The organism is Candidatus Thiosymbion oneisti, from assembly GCF_004359955.1.
Taxonomy (GTDB): domain Bacteria; phylum Pseudomonadota; class Gammaproteobacteria; order Chromatiales; family Chromatiaceae; genus Thiosymbion; species Thiosymbion oneisti.
Genome location: NZ_SMSC01000001.1, coordinates 1 through 19,401, shown reverse-complemented (window position 1 = coordinate 19,401; position 19,401 = coordinate 1). Strand labels below are relative to the sequence as shown.

Below are 19,401 nucleotides of genomic sequence, written 5' to 3'. Positions count from 1 at the left end.
AGGTGCCGAAAGATCGGCACCTGCGGTGATGATACCCGCTGATCTCGAGCCGGTCCTACTCTGCGTAGGCGGGCATGACCCCAGCGGCGGAGCGGGCATTCAGGCCGATGCGGAGGCCGCGCGGGCGGTCGGGGTCCATACCTGCAGCGTCATTAGCTGCCTGACCGATCAGGACACCTGCGGCGGCGTCCGCCTGTGGCCCCAGGGGCCCCGGATGATCGAGGACCAATGCCGCCGGGTGCTCGCCGACAGCCGTGTCGGCGCCCTCAAAATCGGCCTGCTCGGCAGCGCGCGGACCGTCCGGGTCCTCTGCGAGCTCACTACCGGGCATCCGCAGCTACCCTTGATCCTGGACCCGGTGCTCGCCTCCGGCAAAGGGCGGTGGGTCGCAGACACCGCCCTGGTCAACCAGCTGCGCAACCAGCTGCTCGGACGCTGCGCCCTGGTGACGCCGAACCTCCCGGAGGCCCGGATCCTGAGCAGCTTCAAGGAGCCGGATGACTGCGCCCAAGGGTTACTGCAGACCGGTTGCCCCTGGGTGCTGATCACCGGCACCCATGCTCCGGGGGATGAAGTGATCAACCGGCTCTACGGTCACGATGACAGCCGCCGGGAGTGGTCTTGGCCGCGCCTGCAAGGCACCTATCATGGTTCCGGCTGCACCTTGGCAAGCGCCGTCGCGGCCCGGATCGTCCGGGGCCTGGATCCGGAGGACGCCGTCGCCGAGGCCCAGGCCTACACCTGGGAGAGCCTGAACCGCGCCCTGCGCACCGGCCGCTGCCAGCTCACTCCCAACCGGCTCTTCGCCCTCGATAGTCCGGGACCACCGCAATGAGCCGACTGTACGGGCTCTACGCCATCACCCCCCAAGTCCCGAGCCAGCTCCCGAGGACCGCCCCGCCCCTGATAGAGCCCCTGATAGAGCAGGTCGAACAGGCCATCGCCGGTGGTGCCCGGCTGATCCAATACCGGAGCAAGGGCGGCGATCCGGCCGCACGCTTGCGCACGGCCCGTTCCCTGCTTGCGGTCTGCCGCGCCGCCGCCGTCCCGCTCATCGTCAACGACGACCTGGACCTGGCGGCCCGGATCGGCGCCGACGGGGTGCACCTGGGCCAAGACGACCCCGACCCGCGGGAGGCGAGAAGCCGCCTGGGACCGGGGGCCATCATCGGCGTCTCCTGTTACGACCGGCTCCAACGGGCGCTGCAGGCCCAGGCAATCGGCGCCGACTATGTTGCCTTCGGGCGCTTCTTCCCTTCCACCACCAAGCCCTTGGCCGTTCAGGCCACGCCGGAACTGCTGCGGCAGGCCCGCCGGCACCTCACGATGCCGCTGGTTGCCATCGGCGGTATTACTCCCGAGAATGGCACTCTACCGATTGCGGCCGGCGCGGACATGTTGGCCGCCGTCGACGCCGTCTTCGGCCAACCCGACATCCGCGCCGCGGCCGCCGCCTTCGACGCGCTCTTTCACGCCAGAGATTGCGACCCATGACCCGATCCCATGACCTTTTCGCCGCGGCCCAGCGCCATATCTCCGGCGGCGTCAACTCCCCGGTCCGGGCCTTCCGCGGCGTCGGTGGCGATCCGATCTTCTTCGAGCATGCCGCCGGCCCCTACCTGTTCGATGCGGACGGCAACCGCTATCTGGACTATGTGGGCTCCTGGGGCCCCATGATCCTGGGCCATGCTCACCCCCAGGTCTTGGCGGCGGTTACCGACCGCATGCACAAGGGCCTCTCCTTCGGCGCCCCTACGGAGCTGGAGACCCGGATGGCGGACCAGCTCTGCGAGCTGATACCCTCCCTGGACCTGGTGCGCATGGTCAGCTCCGGCACCGAGGCCACCATGAGCGCCATCCGGCTGGCCCGCGGCCATACCGGTCGGGACAAGCTGGTGAAGTTCGAGGGCTGCTACCACGGCCACGCCGACTCCCTGCTGGTCAAGGCAGGCTCCGGCGCCCTGACCCTGGGCGAGCCCAGCTCGCCCGGCGTACCGGCGGCCCTGGCCGAGCTCACGGTAACCCTCGCTTACAACGACCTGGATCAGGTCCGGGACACCTTTGCCCGCAGCGGGGAAGAGATCGCCTGCATCATCGTCGAGCCCGTGGCCGGCAACATGGGCTGCATCCCCCCGGAGCCGGGATTTCTGGAAGGACTGCGCGCGCTGTGCGACCGCTACGGCGGGTTGCTCATCTTCGACGAGGTCATGACCGGGTTCCGGGTGGCGCTCGGCGGGGCCCAGGGGCGCTACGGGGTGACCCCCGATCTCACGACCCTGGGTAAGGTCATCGGCGGCGGTCTGCCGGTGGGGGCCTTCGGCGGCCGCCGGGACGTCATGGAAAAGATCGCCCCCCTAGGTCCCGTCTATCAGGCCGGCACCCTCTCCGGCAACCCGGTGACTATGGCCGCCGGGCTCACTACCCTGGAGCTGATCAGTAGGCCTGGCTTTTACCAGGACCTGGAGGCCAAGACCGAGCAGCTGGTCACCGGGCTCGAAGCGCAGGCCGCGGCCGCTGGCGTACCCCTGACCAGCAACCGGGTCGGGGCCATGTTCGGTCTCTTCTTCACCGCCGCGGAACGGGTGACCGACTTCGCAGGGGCCACCGCCTGTAACCAGGACCAGTTCCGCGCCTTCTTCCACGCCATGCTGGAGCGGGGGGTCTACCTCGCCCCCTCCGCCTTCGAGACGGGCTTCCTCTCCGCGGCCCATAGCGAGGAAGATATCGCCGCCACCCTGCGGGCGGCGGCGGAGGCCTTCGCGGTTGTTCCCGGATAACGTCGGGCCGGCCCATGCGGATGTGAACCAAGTCTGAAATCCACAAGGAACCCTTCGGAATATGGCCAGCATAACTTTCGATACCCTGAAGTTCGTTCGCCGCCTCAAGGATTCCGGCATCCCGGAGGCCCAGGCCGAAGCCGTTGCCGAAGCATTCAAGGAGGCTTCCGGTGAGGCAGAGTTGGCAACCAAGCAGGACATCGAGCGACTCAAGCAGGACATCGAGCGACTTGAGCTGCGTATGGATGGCGAGTTCCGCCTCGTCAAATGGATGTTGAGTGCCACATTCGCCGGCATTGTAGCCTTGATCCTAAAGAGCTTTTTCTAACGCGGCTACATCAATGGCGAACAGGGCGACAAGCTGCTGCTATGCGCGCGCCGATTTTTTTGACTGTCACCGGCATCCTTCTGGTAATGCTCGTCGTATTCTGGTGGCTCCTAACCATCGGTTTCGACGAGTCACGCTATTTCCGGCGTTGCTCGCTCGATTACTGGCTCCTGGTACCGGACATCATCCACCACCTACCGCTGGATTATTGCACCGGACCCGCCCTCTACCATTCTAGTGCCGGCGATGGACCTAAGCCTTCGACGGTTACGCGCTACTGCTATACGTCCGATCCGACTGCTGCCATCGCCCATTACCAAGCTCTGCTCCTGGAGCGGGGCTATCAGGGGCCGGAGCGACAAATTTATGATCGGGAATACCTCTATTTCCATCAGGATGACCGTTGGCTTAGGTTGGTAGCCATGCCACCGGACCGATTTGAAATCACCTATCTGGAATAGGAGTAACCGGTGTCGAATCGTGATGACATTAAAAGTAAACGCCTTATCTACACCTGCAACTGTGGTTGGATCGATCTGGGCCATGTAAAGGACGACGCCAAATATGAATTCGTCGGCGTCAAGAATCTCTGGAAGCAGATCCGGGGCGGCGATCTCCCACCGGGGGTCGATCCTCGCAGGCTCTATGACCGCCCTGGTCCGAGCGGTTTTCCCTATGTGGACCCTCTGGAACGGCTCGCCCATTTTCACGACGGCGCGCCGGGATACAAGGTCACCTCACCTATAGACAGGATATGAGTAAATGGGGCCTTACGGCAGGTACCCAGCGCAATTATCTGGTCCGCTACGGACTCTCCTGGCAGGAAAAACGCGCGGTGGCCTTGGCGATCTTCATGGAGGTCTCGGTGCTGTTCGAGGGGTTCCAGAACAGTTTTCCTTGGAACGTCGTTACCAACAGCGGATTCAGCCAGGAGGATCTGATCTCCGACCTGCTCGGCTTCTATATCGGGATCGGCGACTATACCTTGCCCCAGGTAAAGGCTATCTGCAAGAAGGTCTCGACAGAGGCGGCCGAAGCGATCTGGGATCGGGAAGGTAGTGTGGAAGAGAACAAGAACCGGACCTTCGAGCCCGCCTTTGCCAAGGAGCCTGGCGCCGAGTGTGCCGACAGCGAGCAGGTCTTCCCCAAAGCGTTCAACAAGATTCGGCCCGCCATCAAGGGCGGAAACTTCATCGATTTTCCAGAACTGGAGGGTGGTCTCTATCTGCGCCATCAATGGTTCTGACCTTCCTCTAACGGTTGCTCCTGCTTTACATCTATCCGGGTCCATTTGCGTCCATTCGGGGCAAGAGAGAATTCTCATGTCATTGGTATTTCGGCACTGCTGTAGTACCTAGTGTAGTGCGCTGTAAATAGTAGAACTAACAAAGCCGCCCCCGGTCGGTTGTAGAGAGCCGATGCAGACAAGAGGCAGAGAATGCGAATGGCGCCGCGATCGATTTGACGCCCGATGCGCGCAATCGCCGCTTAAGTTCCAAACAGAATGGCGCACTACACTAGTTTCGATCGATATTGCTAGGGGGTGTTCGCAATTAACAAACGATCTAATCTTCGCTATCTCGAACCACGGATGGACACGGATGGGAGACCAATCCGTGTCGATCCGTGTTCATCCGTGGTTCTGTTTCCGGTTGTTATCTGCACTAACCAATGGTTTTCACAGGCTAGATGGCCGCAACATCCCACAGGTCCGCTCCGAGACACTCCGCGGCGCGGAGCTTCCGCGTTCCCACGCAGCGCGTGGGAACGAGAGAATCAGCTGGATAGTAGGGTCCGCTGCGCGGACCTTCGGAATGTCAACACCCCCTAGTCCACACACTGGAGCATGTGAGCCAAGCGTGTGAGCATGCAGATACTATGAACTTGCAACAGCGGTCGAAACTAGGTAGTAGTCGGCCGACCCCGACCACTACCCCATGGCCGAGCTGCTCCGGGATCTGCTGACCTGGGTCGCGGCCAACCCCGGTTGGGCCTATCTGGGTGTCTTCCTGGTAGCCCTGACCGAATCCCTGGCCATCGTCGGGCTCATGGTGCCGGGTGCGATCATGATGGTCGGCACCGGGACCCTGATCGCCGCCGGCGCCCTGGACTTCTGGCCCGTGTGCCTGTGGGCGATCGTCGGCGCCGTGGTCGGGGACGGACTCAGCTACTGGCTCGGGCGCCACTACCGGGAACGGCTGACAAGCCTCTGGCCCTTCACCCGTTATCCGGACAGCCTCGCCGGCGGGGTCCGCTTCTTCGAAAAATACGGCGGCAAGAGCGTCGCCTTCGGGCGCTTCGTGGGTCCCATCCGGGCGGTCATTCCGCTGGTCGCCGGTATGCTGGGCATGCCGGTGGGGCGCTTCCTGGTCGCCAATATCCTCTCCGCCATCGCCTGGGCCCCCGCCTACCTGCTGCCGGGCATCGTCTTCGGCGCCTCCCTGGAGCTGGCCGCCGAGGCCGCCTTCCATCTGGTGCTGCTGCTGCTCGCCCTGGCGGTCGTGGTCTGGGCCGTGGCCTGGGGGGTACGGCAGGTCTTTCTGCGCTACAGCCCCCGTGCTAAGGGCTGGATCGAAGGCCTGCTGCGCCGGGCGGAATTTCATCCGCGGATGGGCGAGATCGCCCGTGCCCTCGCCGATCCCGGACACCCGGATGCCGCGACCCTGACCGCACTCGCCGGGGTCCTGCTCCTGACCACCCTGTTGTTCGCCCTGGTCACCGGCTTCACCGTCGCCGGGGCATCGGATCTACCGCTGAACCGGACGGTGCTGCATCTCGCGCTCAGCCTCCAAACCCCGACGGCGAACCAGCTCATGGCCGGCTTCAGCCGTCTCGGGGACCTGGCCGTCATCCTGCCCCTGATCCTGGTGGTCTGCGGCTGGTTGTACCGGCGCGGCGAGCACCGTCATGCCAACTACTGGCTCGCCGCGGGGACCTTCGCTATCCTCGCCGGGCCGCTGCTCGGGTATCTGCTCCAGATCCCGCGCCCTGACCCCGGGCCGGACGGACTCACGCCTTGGGCCTTCCCCAGCGGCCACACCCTGCGGGCCACGGTGGTCTACGGCTTCCTCGCCGTGGTGCTCGCCGGCGGCATGACCCCGACCTGGCGTTGGCTGCCCTACGCCTGGGCCGGTATGCTCATCACCCTGGTGGGCATCTCCCGGCTCTACTTCGGCGCCCACTGGCTCACCGCTGTCCTGGGCAGCCTCACCCTCGGGCTGGCCTGGGTGGCTACCCTGGGACTGGCCTATCGTCGCCACCGGGAGAGCGAGCCCGCCTGGCATCGGCTCGGATCTATTGCCCTAGGGACCTGTGCAGTCGCCTTCGGCCTCCAAAGCATCCTGTCTCAAGATCCCGATCCTGCCTTCCACGACCGGCCCCTAGCGACCACCGCCATCACCGACGCCGATTGGAGGACCAAGGTCTGGCGTATCCTGCCGCAAACCCGGGACGACCTGCGGCAGGCCGGCCATCATCCCTTGAACCTCCAGTATGCCGGCCAGCTCGCCGACCTGCGCGACCAGCTCGCCCACCAAGGTTGGGAGCCGGGACCCAGGCTGAGCTGGGGCAGGGCCATAAAACTGCTGTCCCCCTCCCTGCCCCTCGCGGAGCTTCCCGTCATTCCCCATGTCCACGAAGGCCGCCACGAAGCCCTGACCTTGGTCAAACAAGGCCCCGGTAAGCGCCGGCTGGTGTTGCGTCTGTGGCCGACCAGCTATCGCATCGATGGTGAGACGCCCCTGTGGATCGGAAACGTCACCGCTCAACACAAGCGGGTCGTTCTCGATCTGCTCGCCGTACCGACCACGGACGCCGACACCCACAGCCCCCTGGATTCCGTGCAAGAAGACCTCTCCACACTGCACCCCTTCCGCCCGGACCAGACCGCTCCCCTGCTGCTTCAAATCCCCGAACCTCGCCTCCTAATGAGCCGGTCCGGCTACCGATCACCGGATTTTTTGCAGCAAATGAACGCGAATAAACACCAAATCGGTCGCAGTTAACTCACATTATCGACAAATCTTGACCTGTTGCGTCCATTTGTAGGATGCGGTGAGGCGCGGTTGGTCTTCTGGGATGGCATTACGAGGGAGACGCGAACCGCATCAATGATGCGGTTCGCGGCTTCTTCCACAGATTACGCAGATTATTTCATTTTTTAATCTGTGAAAATCTGCGTAATCTGGATTCAAAATGCAATTTGCACAGGGACAAAACACAAAGAGGAACAAAGGGTCTTAACGCCTGGCGAGACGAAAACCAAGGATGACGTTGCAAAACTGGTGAGTGAACCTGATCCGGTTCGCCGACCGGAGAACCAAGGATGGAAGTCCAGCCACCGCCGCGAGCCACACGCCGGGTACGGTCGCGCCGGAACACGACTCAAAAGCACTGCCGTCGGACGGGGGGGCACCCCGGTTCTTGCCAGCAATCCCGTTCCCCAGACATTTGCCGACGATCTCACGGAGCCCCCCAGGGGATTGGCCGACGAGACTTGCCGGCCGAGACCGTCCGTCGATGGACCCCGGTCTTGGCCCCACAGCCGTTGTGGTCAGATTGCCGCCGTAGTTGGCCCGCGGTCGGTGTGGATACAATTACCAGTCCAGGGGTCGAGGATACCGGCCCGGGCGGCATATTCCCACTCGGCCTCGGTAGGCAGGCGATAGCGCTCGCCGGTCTGATCACTCAACCAGGCCGCATATGCCGTAGCGTCTTCCCAAGAGACATTAATCACCGGCCGCTTGTCCGTCCAGCCCATCGTCGGCTGCAGCCCCGTGGCCGCGGCAAAATGATCGTATTCGGCAAAAGTAACCTCGGTACGGCCCATGGCGAAGGGACGCAGCGTCACCTCATGGACCGGTCCCTCGTTATCACTGCGCTCAGGCTCGGTGGTGGGGGAGCCCATTTGGAAGCTGCCGCCGGGGATAACCACCATCGCCGGTCCCTGGGAGCCGTCTTTGAGGGTATCGTGGAAGACAGTCAGGGAAATGAATCTCTCTCTGATTCCGAGGCTGGCGAAGTGATACCGAGGGGTGTTGGCGTCCCTGCTTGGGATGGCAAAGTTGGCACAGTGCCGCCTGGAACAGGCTTATCCCTGGACCGAACATGACAATACCCCAACCAACGTCCCGATTACAGCCAACCCGGCCACGCCACTCCGCCGTCAGGGCGAAATTGAAGTTTGCTTTAAGGGCATTCGTTGGACCCTGGACTGGGCGGCAAGGGTGCACTGCCGGCTTTGGAGATATCCGCCGACAGATCTTGAGGAGGGGTTAGTACAGGCCTTGGTTCCGGCGCTGGAGGCCGGTCGGGCGTCGAGGGCGGGCCGGCGATCCTGGCAATATCCGCCAGTAGGTCCGAGTACGGCTGGCATCCGGACGCCTGTCCAACCACCAGGCTGCGGGTATGGACATTTGTAAATTTCAGGGGAGCTCGATTGCCCTCATCGATTCGGATGGGAGACGAATTTTCCGCGGTCATACGCCCAGGCCGATTCGGCGTACCTTGGAAGGACGACTGAGTGTTGCGACCAAAGGGGTAACCACGCACCGCACCTTTTCTAGCGTGCTCTCGATGAGTTCATCGAAGGACTCACCGGCACGCTATCTCCGGGTCCCACCAGACCTGATGAGCCCTCAGCGGTCAAGGTGGCGACCAGGGGGCTCGACCCGTTAGCGTCCTGTTGCGAATAGCTGATGAAGATGTCGGCCATGTCTTTAGCCCTGTTCTTCATTAACATGGATTCCGGACTGCCAACGATCATAGAAGGGTCCACTGGACGTTTTGGAGTGCGGCGGCAACTTCACCCGCTGCTTACCGGAACCGACAGCGCGAGGCATAAGCCGAGGGGATCGGCCAAAGTGGCACCATCTGCCGCCGCTTTGGATTGGACCGCATCCGTCCCCAACAAAGGTGTTGCGGCCAGGGAAAGCGCCGTCACGCCGCGGCATATGGTGGAGACTCGAAGGGCCGGATTCCCGGCCAACGCCGCTGGTATCCCCGTGGCTGAGGGTTCGATGCGGTCGCGCCGCTGCCGGCGCCTCCATGATCCGGAATCCATGTAAAAAAGCCTCTTCGTTTTGTCGGCAGACGTGGAGTCAAATTGTAAAATGTTAACCCGACGGCGAGGAAACGACCCAGATCCGCGAATCCTCACCAATGGCTTCGCGCCGATTCAGCACCAGTCCGTCGTTTTCTCTTTCGTATTCCGACCCACCACGACAAGCGGCCAACAGCTAATTAATGGCATTGGGTTACCCACCGCTCCGCGGGGCTAACTTGGTCTACGCGAGCTATTCCGTAGCCTCAGCACAAGGACCGGATCATTTTTCCTATACTCATACCGCGTCGTTTTTCTTGCGTTGGGGTTACCTCTGGCTCCCACGCTCCAGCGTGGGAGCCAACCTGGTCCCGACGGAGGAGGGATCTGACGCTCCAGCGTCATGAAACCCTGTCCCGAGCGGAACGAGGGATCTCGGCCGCTGGAGCGGCACAACGGCATTCCCACGCTGAAGCGTGGGAACGAGCCAAAATCCTCGCTATCTCGAACCACGGATAGACACGGATGGAGACCAATCCGTGTCGATCCGTGTTCATCCGTGGTTCTGTTTCCGGTTGTTATCTGCACTAACCAATGGTTTTCACAGGCTAGATGGCCGCAACATCCCACAGGTCCGCTCCGAGACACTCCGCGGCGCGGAGCTTCCGCGTTCCCACGCAGCGCGTGGGAACGAGAGAATCAGCTGGATAGTAGGGTCCGCTGCGCGGACCTTCGGAATGTCAACACCCCCTAGTCCACACACTGGAGCATGTGAGCCAAGCGTGTGAGCATGCAGATACTATGAACTTGCAACAGCGGTCGAAACTAGTGTAGTGCGCTGTAAATAGTAGAACTAACAAAGCCGCCCCCGGTCGGTTGTAGAGAGCCGATGCAGACAAGAGGCAGAGAATGCGAATGGCGCCACGATCGATTTGACGCCCGACGCGCGCAATCGCCGCTTAAGTTCCAAACAGAATGGCGCACTACACTAGGTACTACCGATTCTTAAGCAAATGCCGCGCTGGTAGCGCACACCGCTAGGAACCGATCCGGCCGCGGCGTCTTGCCGGCGCACTCCAAAGAGTCGGGCTGATGACCCGCCCCCTCCCATTGACTAACCTGCCAACAGCTGGTTTCAACAGGGTTTATCATTCGGTTGCCCTGCTTTGCGCCCATGCGGAGCATTTTTCGCAAGGACTTATGCTATGGTTGACCCTCCCCGCGGGCAGATGAATGGCGCCACCTATAGGTTTTCACGTCGCTTGGAGATAACCGATGGCCTTCCTCAGACTCAAGCTCCACTGGCAGATCCTGATCGCACTCGCGCTGGCCGTGATCGCCGGCTTGCTGACGGGCACCGAGGCGGGGCTGTTCGGCGTCACCTTTTATTCGGTGTTCGACTTCGTGGGCAAGCTCTTCCTCAATGCCCTCAAGATGTTGATCGTCCCCTTGATCGTCTCTTCCATCATCGTCGGCATCGCCGGCATCGGCGGCTCTCAGAACCTTGGCCGGCTCGGCGGCAAGACCCTGCTCTACTATATGAGCACCAGTCTGTTGGCGATCCTGGTGGGGCTCATGGTGGTCAACGCCATCGCCCCGGGCATCGTTGACGGCCAGCCGGCCAAAGATCTCATCGGTTTTACCACCGACGTCAGCACCTTCGAGGACCAGGTGGCCGGCCGAGGCGCCGGCGATGTCATCGAGGTCTTCCTGCGCATGGTCCCGACCAACATCGTGGCGGCCGCCGCCGCGGGCCAGATGCTGGGCCTGATCTTCTTCAGTCTGCTCTACGGCTTCTTCATGACCCGCATCGCCGCGGGCTATGCCGAGGTCCAGTACAATTTCTGGCAGGGCGTGTTCGAGGTCATGCTCAAGATCACCGATCTGATCATGCGTTTCGCCCCCCTGGGGGTGTTCGCCCTGGTCGCCAAGGTAGTGGCCAGCACCGGCTTCGACGCCTTCGTGCCGCTTGCGACATTCTTCTTCAGCGTCCTAGCGGCACTGGCGATTCACTTTCTGGTCACCCTGCCCCTGCTGCTCTATTTCGTGGGCGGGGTCAACCCCGTCCGGCACTTCAAGGCCATGGGCTCGGCCCTGCTCACCGCTTTCTCCACCGCCTCCTCCTCGGCGACCCTTCCTATTACCATGGAGTGCGTAGAGAAGAACGCCGGGGTGTCCAACCGCACCACCAGCTTCGTCCTCCCCTTGGGGGCCACGGTCAATATGGACGGCACCGCCCTCTACGAGTGCGTGGCCGCCATGTTCATCGCCCAGGCCTACGGGCTGGAGCTCACTTTCGCCAGCCAGTTCACGATCGTACTCATCGCCTTGTTGACATCCATCGGCGTGGCCGGAATCCCGGCCGCCAGCCTGGTTGCTATCTCCATCATCCTCGCCGCCATGGGCTTGCCGGTGGAGGGCATCGGACTGATCCTGGCCGTGGACCGCGTCCTGGATATGCTGCGCACGGCTACCAATGTCTGGAGCGATTCCGCCGGGGCGGTCATCATCGGCAAGCTGGAGGGAGAACAGGGCATCCTGGAGGAGCAACCTCGGAGGGCATAAGATGATCTTGCGATTCGTTCTCTTGATGGCCGCCATCTGCCCCGGATTACTCGGGGCCGCTGCGGACCCACAGACACTCGCTATGGGGTTCTTCCTCGAGGATCCGGAAAAGCCCTCCCCATCCCCCGGTCTCGAGGTCTTCATTGAGGGCAATGCCTCCTATCGGCTCGGTGAGCCAGTCCTGATTCGCTTCGAGCTGAGAAACCATACCCCCGAGCGTATGGAAGTGTTGAAGTGGGGCACGCCCTTGGAGGGGAAACTCTTACGCGACATGTTCGCGGTCGAGCTTGGTCCTCACGCGACGCCAGTGCCCTATCGGGGACCTTCCGTCAAACGAGGTACGCCTACGGCAAGCGATTTTGTCACCCTGGAGCCGAACGCTGTTCTGAGCGCCGAGATCGACTTGGCCCAAGGGTATGCGCTCGATAAACCAGGTAGCTATTTCGTGCGCTATCGGCGATCGGTGCTACACCACAAGCGACATGGCTCCGTTGAGTCGGAAATGCAGGCAGTACAATCGAATCCTATCGAATTTATACGCGCACCCTAAGTAAGCAATGCGAGTGAACTGATGACAAATCTTTCCAAAGGATACATGCGTCGAAACCTGGTCGGGCAGTTCCTGCTTACCCTCGTGGCTTTTGCCATGCTCGGCGTTTTGCAATGCGTGGTTGCGGCAACGGGATCCCTACAGGCATCGCTTGCGGTGTATAAATCCTCGCATCATGCATATGATGCATTGATCCTTGAGTTTTCGCTTACCAATCATGGCTCCGAACCCGTGCAGGTGTTGCCTTGGAATACCCCATTGGAGGAGGAATTCAAAGCGCCGATCTTCAAAGTGAAGAAGAGTGGGCAAGCGATCGAATATATCGGACGGATGGTCAAGCGCCCCGCCCCGACCGCCGATGATTACATCACGATCGAACCGGGTGAGGTCGTATCAGCGATGCTGGATCTCGCCGAGGGTTATGCTATCTATGATGTAGGCAGCTACTTGATCACTTACGATGCGGATCTGGCAATCCTGGGAGGCCCGAACGCTAAGGCATACGGGGTCGGTGCCGCATCGAGCGTTAGCGCCGCGGCGACCCTGGTACTGAGCGAGGATCGCCCGCTTCCACTGTCCCCTATGGCCAAGGAGGCGACATTCACCGGCTGTACGGGGAGCCAACAGGGTACGATCAATAGCGCCTTCGCCTCGGCCCAACAGATAGCGAATGAGGCGGCCTCCACGTTGACTAGTACACCGACCAATCAACGCAGTACCGCTCCGCGATATGTGCGGTGGTTCGGTACTTATACCCAATCGCGGTATGCGACGGTGGAATCGAATTTCCGTGCGATCTCCAATGCCCTATATGATGGGAATATTACCTTCGATTGCGGCTGCAACGATAATAGCTACGCTTATGTTTATGCGAACCGCCCTTACGAGATCTATCTTTGCAATGTTTTCTGGTCGGCTCCACGGTTGGGCATCGACTCGCAAGCTGGAACCATCGTCCACGAGATCTCGCATTTCACGAACGTTGCCGGTACGGATGATTACGCCTATGGTCAAGACAGTGCGATAAACCTCGCCTCCCGTTACCCGTCACTGGCGATTGATAACGCAGACAGCTACTTGTACTTTGCCGAAAATACGCCGCCCCTGTCGATGTGTAGTAGCCAAGCGAAGCGTTGGATTCACAAGGCCTATATCGGCTACTATGCCCGCTGTGCTGAGTTTGAAGGGTTCGAGTACTGGTGCACCCGCTTGGACGCGGAGGGGGGTGATCTCGGCTCGATCATTGCGGCCTTTGGGACCTCCCAAGAGTACACCAATCGGTTCAGCGGGCTGAGTGACAGCGAGTTGATCAACAATCTCTATCGCAATATGTTCAATCGAGATGCAGAGCCGGGTCCGAGTGGTAGGGGGTTTTATCTCGGTCTCTTGGAGTCTCGCCGCCAAGAATGGCGCAACAGCCATGGCGGGAGTAACGAAGGGGCGACCGAATACGCCTTGTCTCGGATTGCCCTTGACGTCCTGAACGGTGCGCAGGGAAACGATGCGCTCACACTGAACGGTAAGATCAGTGCCTGTCCGCAGTATTGAAAAGCTAGTACAGCTGTGCCGAAGGAGTGGTTCACTAACAAGTTAGTTGTCAGGTTCCGTGTGATTATATACCGAGAAGGAGCGATCCTTTGCTGCAAGCCCGAGAAGTTTTACGCTTGCTAGCGGGAGAGGACGCGGAAGGAAACGTGACGGCAAGCGAGGGGCCGGTCGGCAGTGTTTGACCGAGCTCATAGCCTACCCCAATTGAGTTGAGCGATCACACCCATCATGAACATCCAGCTGCACCAGAACGCCCGCACTACCCCGGCCATCCGTCTGGAACTCCAGGCTCAGCCCGCGTCGGTGAGCAACCGGAGGTTGGCGGAAACCTATCACCTCAACCGCCACACGGTAGCGAAATGGCGTCAACGCGAAGGGACAGCCGATGCCTTACACCGTCCGCACCGGCTCCAGGCGACCCTCAGCGCGGCCCAGGAAGCGGTGGTGGTGGCCTTGCGCCAGAGCCCTCCTCTGCCCCTGGACGACCTGCTGGCGGTGACCCGCGAGTTCATCCACGCGGAGGTTTCGCGCTCGGGCCTGGACCGCTGTCTGCGCCGCCACGGCGTGTCGAATCTCAAGGCGCTGATGCCCCAGGAGGAAGGCGCTAAGACACCGGAAGGCGTATAAAGTCCTTCTGCGCCCGGCTTCGTGCACGTCGATGTCAAGTACCTGCCCCAAATGCCCGATGAGGACCACCGGCAGTATCTCTTCGCCGCCATCGACCGCGCCACCCGCTGGGTTTACGTGGAACTCCTCCCGGACAAGTCAGCCGCCGCCAGCGGTTTCCTCAAACGCTTGATCGAGAAGGCGCCGTTTACGATCACCAAGCTCCTCACCGACAACGGCAAGGAACTTACCGACCGCTTTTGTGCCACCGGCCAGCACCAGCCCACCGGCGCCCACGCTGTTGATCGGGTGTGTGCCGACAACCACATCGAACATCGCCTGATCAAGCCCAGAACCTCGCAGACTAACGGCATGATCGAGCGCTTCAATGGCCGTATCGCTGACGTGCTGCGCACCACCCGCTTCGATTCATCCGCGCATTTGGCCGAGACCCTCAAACGCTACGTCCAGGTCTATAATCAACACCTTCCCCAAAAGGCTTTGGGTCACATCCCGCCCCTTCAAGCCATGAAAAACTGGTATCAAAAACAGCCTAATCTGTTCAAAAAATGTGTCTATAATCTGGCGGGATTTGACACAAAGCAACATTCATGAACAGGTAGCCTTCCTTCAGGGCTACGCAGTGCATTTTGAGCACGGGGAGAGATTGCATACTTAGGGGTTGCATCCCAAAGCTCAATGGTGTTTGAGAGCTCAGGAGCGTCCCCGAGGAATGTAGTGAAGAGATCGTACTGAAGACTTTTAGGTGGAACCGCAGGTGGTCTTTTAACTCCCTTGGATCCTTTAGACAATTTGCTACCCATACAGACCCTCTCGCTTACGCTGGCTGCCCGGAGGGCAAATACCGGCCGCTTCGAACGCCCGATGAGCCCTAGTAGCGTGCGATTTTTCCCGTTTCGTGAGCAGACCCCTGAATGCTTTTAGGTGGAGTTACAGGTGGTTTTCTGACCGTTTTAGATAAGTTTCTGTCGCGAGCTTTCATGATGCTTCAATCAAGTTCTAGTACCTAGTTTCGGTCGATATTACTAGTCCCCATACTGGAGCGGATAAGTCAAGCGTGTGAGTCAGCAGATACGATGAACTTACAACAACGGTCGAAACTAGTGTAGTGCGCTGTAAATAGTAGAACTAACAAAGCCGCCCCCGGTCGGTTGTAGAGAGCCGATGCAGACAAGAGGCAGAGAATGCGAATGGCGCCGCGATCGATTTGACGCCCGACGCGCGCAATCGCCGCTTAAGTTCCAAACAGAATGGCGCACTACACTAGGTACTAGTATTGATGATCAAGTTGGAACCACGGAAGGTGAAGCTCATGTAAACGTGCCTCCTCGCTCATGTGCTTACTCTTCCTCGGCGATCCACGCATGTTCGTCGTCTCTCCTCACACCGCGTAGGCGCCTCGTCATCGCCAAGCACACCACCTCGGGAGTTACCCCACTGCCAGCTGACAGACAGGCACGCATCCCTGCACCAATCCGAGACGGCATCCATGCCCTCTCGGTATCATCCCTGTTCGCCCTCCCTGGCTTCTACGTCCAGCCAGGCTTCCTGCCCGGCCAAATATGCACTTATGGCCACCCTCGTCGAAGGGGAAACCGACACAGGTTGGCAGAATCACTAGCACAGAAAATAACTCTTTCGCATGCGAAAGTCACGATCCATCATCACCCCGGATTCGCTGTAGCACCTCAGTGACGGCGGCTCGCTCATTCTGATCAGTCACCGTAACATTGGAATCAAGCCAAGCAGCCGCAGCTCGAACTGCCCACAAGGGTGCTTTGGTTACCGTAGCCCACCGCTCCAGCGCAGTACCCGGCGGTGGCTTACGTGGCTTCGAGAAGCCACGATCGATAGCAAAGGCTACCAGCAACTTTGCGGATTCTGCAGGTGAGCGATCACAGTGATATCGGTATGCTGATATCACTGAGCGCCTTATATCGTTGGGAATGGACATTAGCTTCCATTGAGGAGTCGTCGGATATCTTCGAGCTCGGCTCTATCTCTAAATTTGATCTTTATCTCGCCAGGCTTGTTAGGACCAGGTGCTCGGATTGGTGTGGAAATTCCCAACAGGTCTTGGATAGTATCCTGGGCCTTCACGTAGTAGAGCTTGTCCTGCATAAGCCCTTCGCTCTCATCATCAGTTGATGTGGGCTCTGTATTCCCTTCTCGGTTAGGCGTAGGATTGCCAGTGACTCCTCGGTAGGGGACAGCGCTTCCCGATCAATGTTTTCGACGAGTTGGACTGCTAATCGCTGTCCTTTGGAAAATTCCCGAATCACAACGGGAACTTCAGCGAGACCAGCAAGTTCAGCGGCCCGCCACCGACGCTCTCCGGCTGCCAGTAGATAACGCCGTGGATCGTCTGGGTGTGGGGATACGATCAGGGGTTCGATGATTCCCTGCGCTTTGATCGAGTCGGCCAGGGCGTTCAGGCGCCCTTCATCGAAGTGGGTCCTTGGCTGGTCCGGGTCAGGATCGATGATGGACAGAGGAATCGTCCGTAGCTCATCCTTATTCGTTGCTTCATCGATCAACTCTGCGAGATTTTTGATTCCCTGAACGCTCATTGCAGCTGCTCCAGGATCGCCGTGCAGACTTGTCGCATCTCCTGTGCTGTGCTCTGCGAGCTTTGTCCTTTCGCACCTCTCCAGACTGGCTTTCGCTGGTCGATCGCATCTGAGATTGCAACTCGGTTGTGAAGCACGAAGGGAAGGAATTTGTCACCAAGGGTATCTCTGAGTTCAGCCAACATCTGTCGGTGCGTACCGGACCGGGCGTTCACCATATTCGCTAAGAGCCCCAGGTTCTTGATGGTCGGATTGAATCGCTTCCTAACCGTTTGAACTGTCTTCAGTAGATCTGTGATCCCTTGGACTGAATATCCGTTGAGTGTTAGTGGTGACACCACAGCATCTGCTGCAATAAGTGCAGCGATCAGTCGCCGCCCGAGGGTTGGGGCGTGTCGATGATGACCAGGATTTCTGGGTCTAGCAGTTTCGCATGCGAAACTTCTTCGCATGTGAAATCTTTCTCCGAACTCGGTTGCACGAGGTTGCGGAGATGCGCAATGGGTCTCTCGATGGTCCCAAGATCGAGGCCTTCGACATCATTGACCGCAGTATCGGCTGAGATCAGAGAAAATTGTTCGGAGATGGTCTGTGGAACCTCGGTGAGCGATCCGGGCTCGATGGTGAATAGCATCGATGCGGTCAGGCCACTGAACTCATCAACGAAGGTATGGGAACTGTTTGCCTGTCCGTCCAGATCAACCAGCAAGACTGGCTGGCCCTGCTCCAGTGCCAGCCAGGTCAAGTGAACGGCGAGCATCGATTTACCGACGCCCCCTTTCTGGTTCGCAATTGCTAGAATCTTCATGATCACCTCTCTAGGCCGTGCCACAGGGGCAGGAAGGAATGGGAATAATTACAATAAATATTCAGTAGTGCAAGTTTCGCATGCGAAACTTTTCAGGGCACCTCGAGGAAAGGTTTACAAAGAAAAATTCCTACCTCATCCTAAATGGGTAAGGTAGGAACATTACCCAAAGTTACACCACAACCGGCCGCTGAGGCGGCCAAAGAGCACTCAGATCAAGGCTCACCGCCTCGAATGGCGGTACGGCAACCTGATCGGTATCGGCAAAGCGACCGATCGCGATCCAGGCGCCGGCATCGAGTCGGTACGCCTCCAGCATGCGCTTAGCCGGATCGATCAGCCATGCATACTGCACCTCATAGTAGGCATACAATGGCATCTTGACTTCACGATCCCTGCTTGCCGTGGATGAGGATAGGATCTCGCAAATCCAGTCAGGAACCACCTCAATGCGATGATCCTCCGGAAAGTAGGGCATCCGCTCCCGTCGCCAACCGGCCAGATCCGGTACCACCACCTCCACATTCCGCACGAAGTGCACTTCCGGCTCGACAAGGATCCACCAGCCGCCAGGGCCTCCATTGCCTTTACGAAAGGGGCCGATTAATTCAGCACCTAGCATAGAGCCGACGTTCACATGAGCTACAGAAGGTCGTGGGTGAGTATGCAGCTGTCCGTTCAGGATCTCCCCGGTCACCCCTTCAGGCAGGGCCTCCAGAGACTTGTAGAGGGTGGGTTGAAGTGCTGGTTCCATCGATTACTCCTCCCTCTCCAATCCACTTCTCCTTCCCTCCAGTATAGGGTCAACGTGGTCGGCACAGACCGTGCAACCACGGTTCGGATCGACAATGATAACTAGTTTACCACAAATCGAGCCGGACTCACTATAGGCCCAACAGCGCGGGCCCGCTTCTTCAGTGACTAGCACTTTGATTCTCCTTCACATTCCTGGACCAGCCCATAGCATCGAGGCCGGCATCCCTGCCGCTGGCTCCAATGCCCATAGGCATGAAGTGCCGAGGAATCCCGGCACTTTACAATACCCAAATCAGAACGGGGCACCATCGTCGGGTCCCGAAGTACCACTCTTCGATGCACCCGAAGACTCCGAACTCCCGTTCCGACCATCGAGCATCTGCATGGTGCCGTTGAAATCGACCACCACTTCCGTGGTGTAACGATCTTGCCCACCCTGATCCTGCCACTTGCGGGTCCGTAACTTACCTTCAACGTAAATCTTGGACCCCTTGTGTAGGTACTCCTTGGCAATCTCGGCCAGCTTCCCGAAGAAGACGACCCGATGCCACTCGGTACGCTCCCTCACCTCGCCGGTATCCCGGTCTTTCCAGGACTCACCAGTTGCCAAACTTACATTCACGACAGCATTGCTGTCGGGCATGTAGCGTACCTCCGGGTCAGCACCCAGGTTGCTGATCAGAATGACCTTATTGATTCCACGTGCCATTTTTTCTCTCCTGCGCAGTAGAAATAAATGACAACAGGACGCTGATCGACATCCGCCGCTATCGGTGGCTGAAGTGCATCCTGCTGCCACCTGATTTGCGGTGTCATGCTCGATATTTTTGGA

At 59.6% G+C, this 19,401-nt stretch carries 17 protein-coding genes and 1 pseudogene; 12 read left to right on the top strand and 6 right to left on the bottom strand.

The genetic code is table 11. From position 1 onward, the window contains the following. The first annotated feature begins 28 nt into the window (after positions 1-28). The 8 genes from thiD to E1958_RS00055 all read left to right on the top strand — a co-directional run bounded on the left by thiD (position 29) and on the right by E1958_RS00055 (position 7,109). The gene (gene thiD / locus E1958_RS00090; protein ID WP_133510201.1) at positions 29-835 is read left to right on the top strand and encodes a bifunctional hydroxymethylpyrimidine kinase/phosphomethylpyrimidine kinase; all 807 of its coding nucleotides are present in this window, start codon (positions 29-31) and stop codon (positions 833-835) included. Next, on the top strand, positions 832-1,494 hold the full coding sequence (gene thiE / locus E1958_RS00085) for a thiamine phosphate synthase (protein WP_133510065.1): 663 nt from the start codon (positions 832-834) through the stop codon (positions 1,492-1,494). The genes thiD and thiE overlap by 4 nt, the downstream gene beginning before the upstream one ends. Continuing rightward, a complete protein-coding gene (gene hemL / locus E1958_RS00080; RefSeq protein ID WP_133510064.1) occupies positions 1,491-2,777 on the top strand; it encodes a glutamate-1-semialdehyde 2,1-aminomutase in 1,287 nt (428 codons plus the stop codon). The genes thiE and hemL overlap by 4 nt, the downstream gene beginning before the upstream one ends. A 61-nt stretch (positions 2,778-2,838) precedes the next feature. Beyond that, a complete protein-coding gene (locus E1958_RS00075; protein WP_089728994.1) occupies positions 2,839-3,105 on the top strand; it encodes a hypothetical protein in 267 nt (88 codons plus the stop codon). Between the two features lie 86 nt (positions 3,106-3,191). After that, on the top strand, positions 3,192-3,566 hold the full coding sequence (locus E1958_RS00070) for a hypothetical protein (protein ID WP_133510063.1): 375 nt from the start codon (positions 3,192-3,194) through the stop codon (positions 3,564-3,566). Positions 3,567-3,575: 9 nt separating this feature from the next. Further along, positions 3,576-3,863 (top strand): hypothetical protein, encoded by a 288-nt coding sequence (locus E1958_RS00065; protein WP_133510062.1) that lies wholly within the window; start codon positions 3,576-3,578, stop codon positions 3,861-3,863. Continuing rightward, positions 3,860-4,351, top strand: a complete 492-nt coding sequence (locus tag E1958_RS00060) for a hypothetical protein (RefSeq protein WP_133510061.1) — start codon at positions 3,860-3,862, stop codon at positions 4,349-4,351. Before E1958_RS00065 ends, E1958_RS00060 begins: the two co-directional genes overlap by 4 nt. A 691-nt stretch (positions 4,352-5,042) precedes the next feature. Beyond that, complete coding sequence (locus tag E1958_RS00055) at positions 5,043-7,109, top strand: bifunctional DedA family/phosphatase PAP2 family protein (RefSeq protein ID WP_133510060.1); 2,067 nt, start codon at positions 5,043-5,045, stop codon at positions 7,107-7,109. A gap of 548 nt (positions 7,110-7,657) precedes the next feature. Here E1958_RS00055 and E1958_RS00050 read toward each other — a convergent pair. Next, on the bottom strand, positions 7,658-8,041 hold the full coding sequence (locus E1958_RS00050) for a formylglycine-generating enzyme family protein (RefSeq protein WP_133510059.1): 384 nt from the start codon (positions 8,039-8,041) through the stop codon (positions 7,658-7,660). A 2,379-nt stretch (positions 8,042-10,420) separates the two neighbouring features. On the opposite strand from E1958_RS00050, the gene E1958_RS00045 reads away from it, so the two are divergent. From E1958_RS00045 to E1958_RS00030, 4 genes and pseudogenes are all read left to right on the top strand, one after another. Continuing rightward, positions 10,421-11,710: a dicarboxylate/amino acid:cation symporter gene (locus E1958_RS00045; RefSeq protein WP_133510058.1), complete on the top strand. Its 1,290-nt coding sequence runs from the start codon at positions 10,421-10,423 to the stop codon at positions 11,708-11,710. 1 nt (position 11,711) lies between these two features. Beyond that, positions 11,712-12,260 (top strand): hypothetical protein, encoded by a 549-nt coding sequence (locus E1958_RS00040; protein WP_133510057.1) that lies wholly within the window; start codon positions 11,712-11,714, stop codon positions 12,258-12,260. 21 nt (positions 12,261-12,281) lie between these two features. Beyond that, positions 12,282-13,808 (top strand): M35 family metallo-endopeptidase, encoded by a 1,527-nt coding sequence (locus tag E1958_RS00035; RefSeq protein ID WP_133510056.1) that lies wholly within the window; start codon positions 12,282-12,284, stop codon positions 13,806-13,808. Positions 13,809-14,036: 228 nt separating this feature from the next. Then, positions 14,037-15,029 (top strand): annotated as a pseudogene (locus E1958_RS00030) (IS481 family transposase). A gap of 1,502 nt (positions 15,030-16,531) precedes the next feature. On the opposite strand, the gene E1958_RS00025 reads toward E1958_RS00030, so the two are convergent. From E1958_RS00025 to ssb, 5 genes are all read right to left on the bottom strand, one after another. After that, the gene (locus E1958_RS00025) at positions 16,532-17,005 is read right to left on the bottom strand and encodes a ParB/RepB/Spo0J family partition protein (protein ID WP_133510055.1); all 474 of its coding nucleotides are present in this window, start codon (positions 17,003-17,005) and stop codon (positions 16,532-16,534) included. Next, positions 17,002-17,457: a ParA family protein gene (locus tag E1958_RS21795; protein WP_133510054.1), complete on the bottom strand. Its 456-nt coding sequence runs from the start codon at positions 17,455-17,457 to the stop codon at positions 17,002-17,004. The genes E1958_RS00025 and E1958_RS21795 overlap by 4 nt, the downstream gene beginning before the upstream one ends. After that, positions 17,373-17,813, bottom strand: a complete 441-nt coding sequence (locus E1958_RS00015; protein ID WP_133510053.1) for a ParA family protein — start codon at positions 17,811-17,813, stop codon at positions 17,373-17,375. The genes E1958_RS21795 and E1958_RS00015 overlap by 85 nt, the downstream gene beginning before the upstream one ends. Before the next feature lie 172 nt (positions 17,814-17,985). Continuing rightward, a complete protein-coding gene (locus E1958_RS00010) occupies positions 17,986-18,567 on the bottom strand; it encodes a Uma2 family endonuclease (protein WP_133510052.1) in 582 nt (193 codons plus the stop codon). A gap of 294 nt (positions 18,568-18,861) precedes the next feature. Continuing rightward, positions 18,862-19,278, bottom strand: a complete 417-nt coding sequence (ssb, locus tag E1958_RS00005; protein WP_133510051.1) for a single-stranded DNA-binding protein — start codon at positions 19,276-19,278, stop codon at positions 18,862-18,864. Between the last annotated feature and the right edge of the window lie 123 nt (positions 19,279-19,401).

What these genes read in the sequence shown, in the direction of transcription:
- thiD (WP_133510201.1), top strand. Translation starts at nt 29, where the DNA reads ATGATACCCGCTGATCTCGAGCCGGTCCTACTCTGCGTAGGCGGGCAT.
- thiE (WP_133510065.1), top strand. Translation starts at nt 832, where the DNA reads ATGAGCCGACTGTACGGGCTCTACGCCATCACCCCCCAAGTCCCGAGC.
- hemL (WP_133510064.1), top strand. Translation starts at nt 1,491, where the DNA reads ATGACCCGATCCCATGACCTTTTCGCCGCGGCCCAGCGCCATATCTCC.
- E1958_RS00075 (WP_089728994.1), top strand. Translation starts at nt 2,839, where the DNA reads ATGGCCAGCATAACTTTCGATACCCTGAAGTTCGTTCGCCGCCTCAAG.
- E1958_RS00070 (WP_133510063.1), top strand. Translation starts at nt 3,192, where the DNA reads ATGCTCGTCGTATTCTGGTGGCTCCTAACCATCGGTTTCGACGAGTCA.
- E1958_RS00060 (WP_133510061.1), top strand. Translation starts at nt 3,860, where the DNA reads ATGAGTAAATGGGGCCTTACGGCAGGTACCCAGCGCAATTATCTGGTC.
- E1958_RS00055 (WP_133510060.1), top strand. Translation starts at nt 5,043, where the DNA reads ATGGCCGAGCTGCTCCGGGATCTGCTGACCTGGGTCGCGGCCAACCCC.
- E1958_RS00050 (WP_133510059.1), bottom strand. Translation starts at nt 8,041, where the DNA reads ATGGTGGTTATCCCCGGCGGCAGCTTCCAAATGGGCTCCCCCACCACC.
- E1958_RS00045 (WP_133510058.1), top strand. Translation starts at nt 10,421, where the DNA reads ATGGCCTTCCTCAGACTCAAGCTCCACTGGCAGATCCTGATCGCACTC.
- E1958_RS00040 (WP_133510057.1), top strand. Translation starts at nt 11,712, where the DNA reads ATGATCTTGCGATTCGTTCTCTTGATGGCCGCCATCTGCCCCGGATTA.
- E1958_RS00035 (WP_133510056.1), top strand. Translation starts at nt 12,282, where the DNA reads ATGACAAATCTTTCCAAAGGATACATGCGTCGAAACCTGGTCGGGCAG.
- E1958_RS00025 (WP_133510055.1), bottom strand. Translation starts at nt 17,005, where the DNA reads ATGAGCGTTCAGGGAATCAAAAATCTCGCAGAGTTGATCGATGAAGCA.
- E1958_RS21795 (WP_133510054.1), bottom strand. Translation starts at nt 17,457, where the DNA reads ATGCGAAGAAGTTTCGCATGCGAAACTGCTAGACCCAGAAATCCTGGT.
- E1958_RS00015 (WP_133510053.1), bottom strand. Translation starts at nt 17,813, where the DNA reads ATGAAGATTCTAGCAATTGCGAACCAGAAAGGGGGCGTCGGTAAATCG.
- E1958_RS00010 (WP_133510052.1), bottom strand. Translation starts at nt 18,567, where the DNA reads ATGGAACCAGCACTTCAACCCACCCTCTACAAGTCTCTGGAGGCCCTG.
- ssb (WP_133510051.1), bottom strand. Translation starts at nt 19,278, where the DNA reads ATGGCACGTGGAATCAATAAGGTCATTCTGATCAGCAACCTGGGTGCT.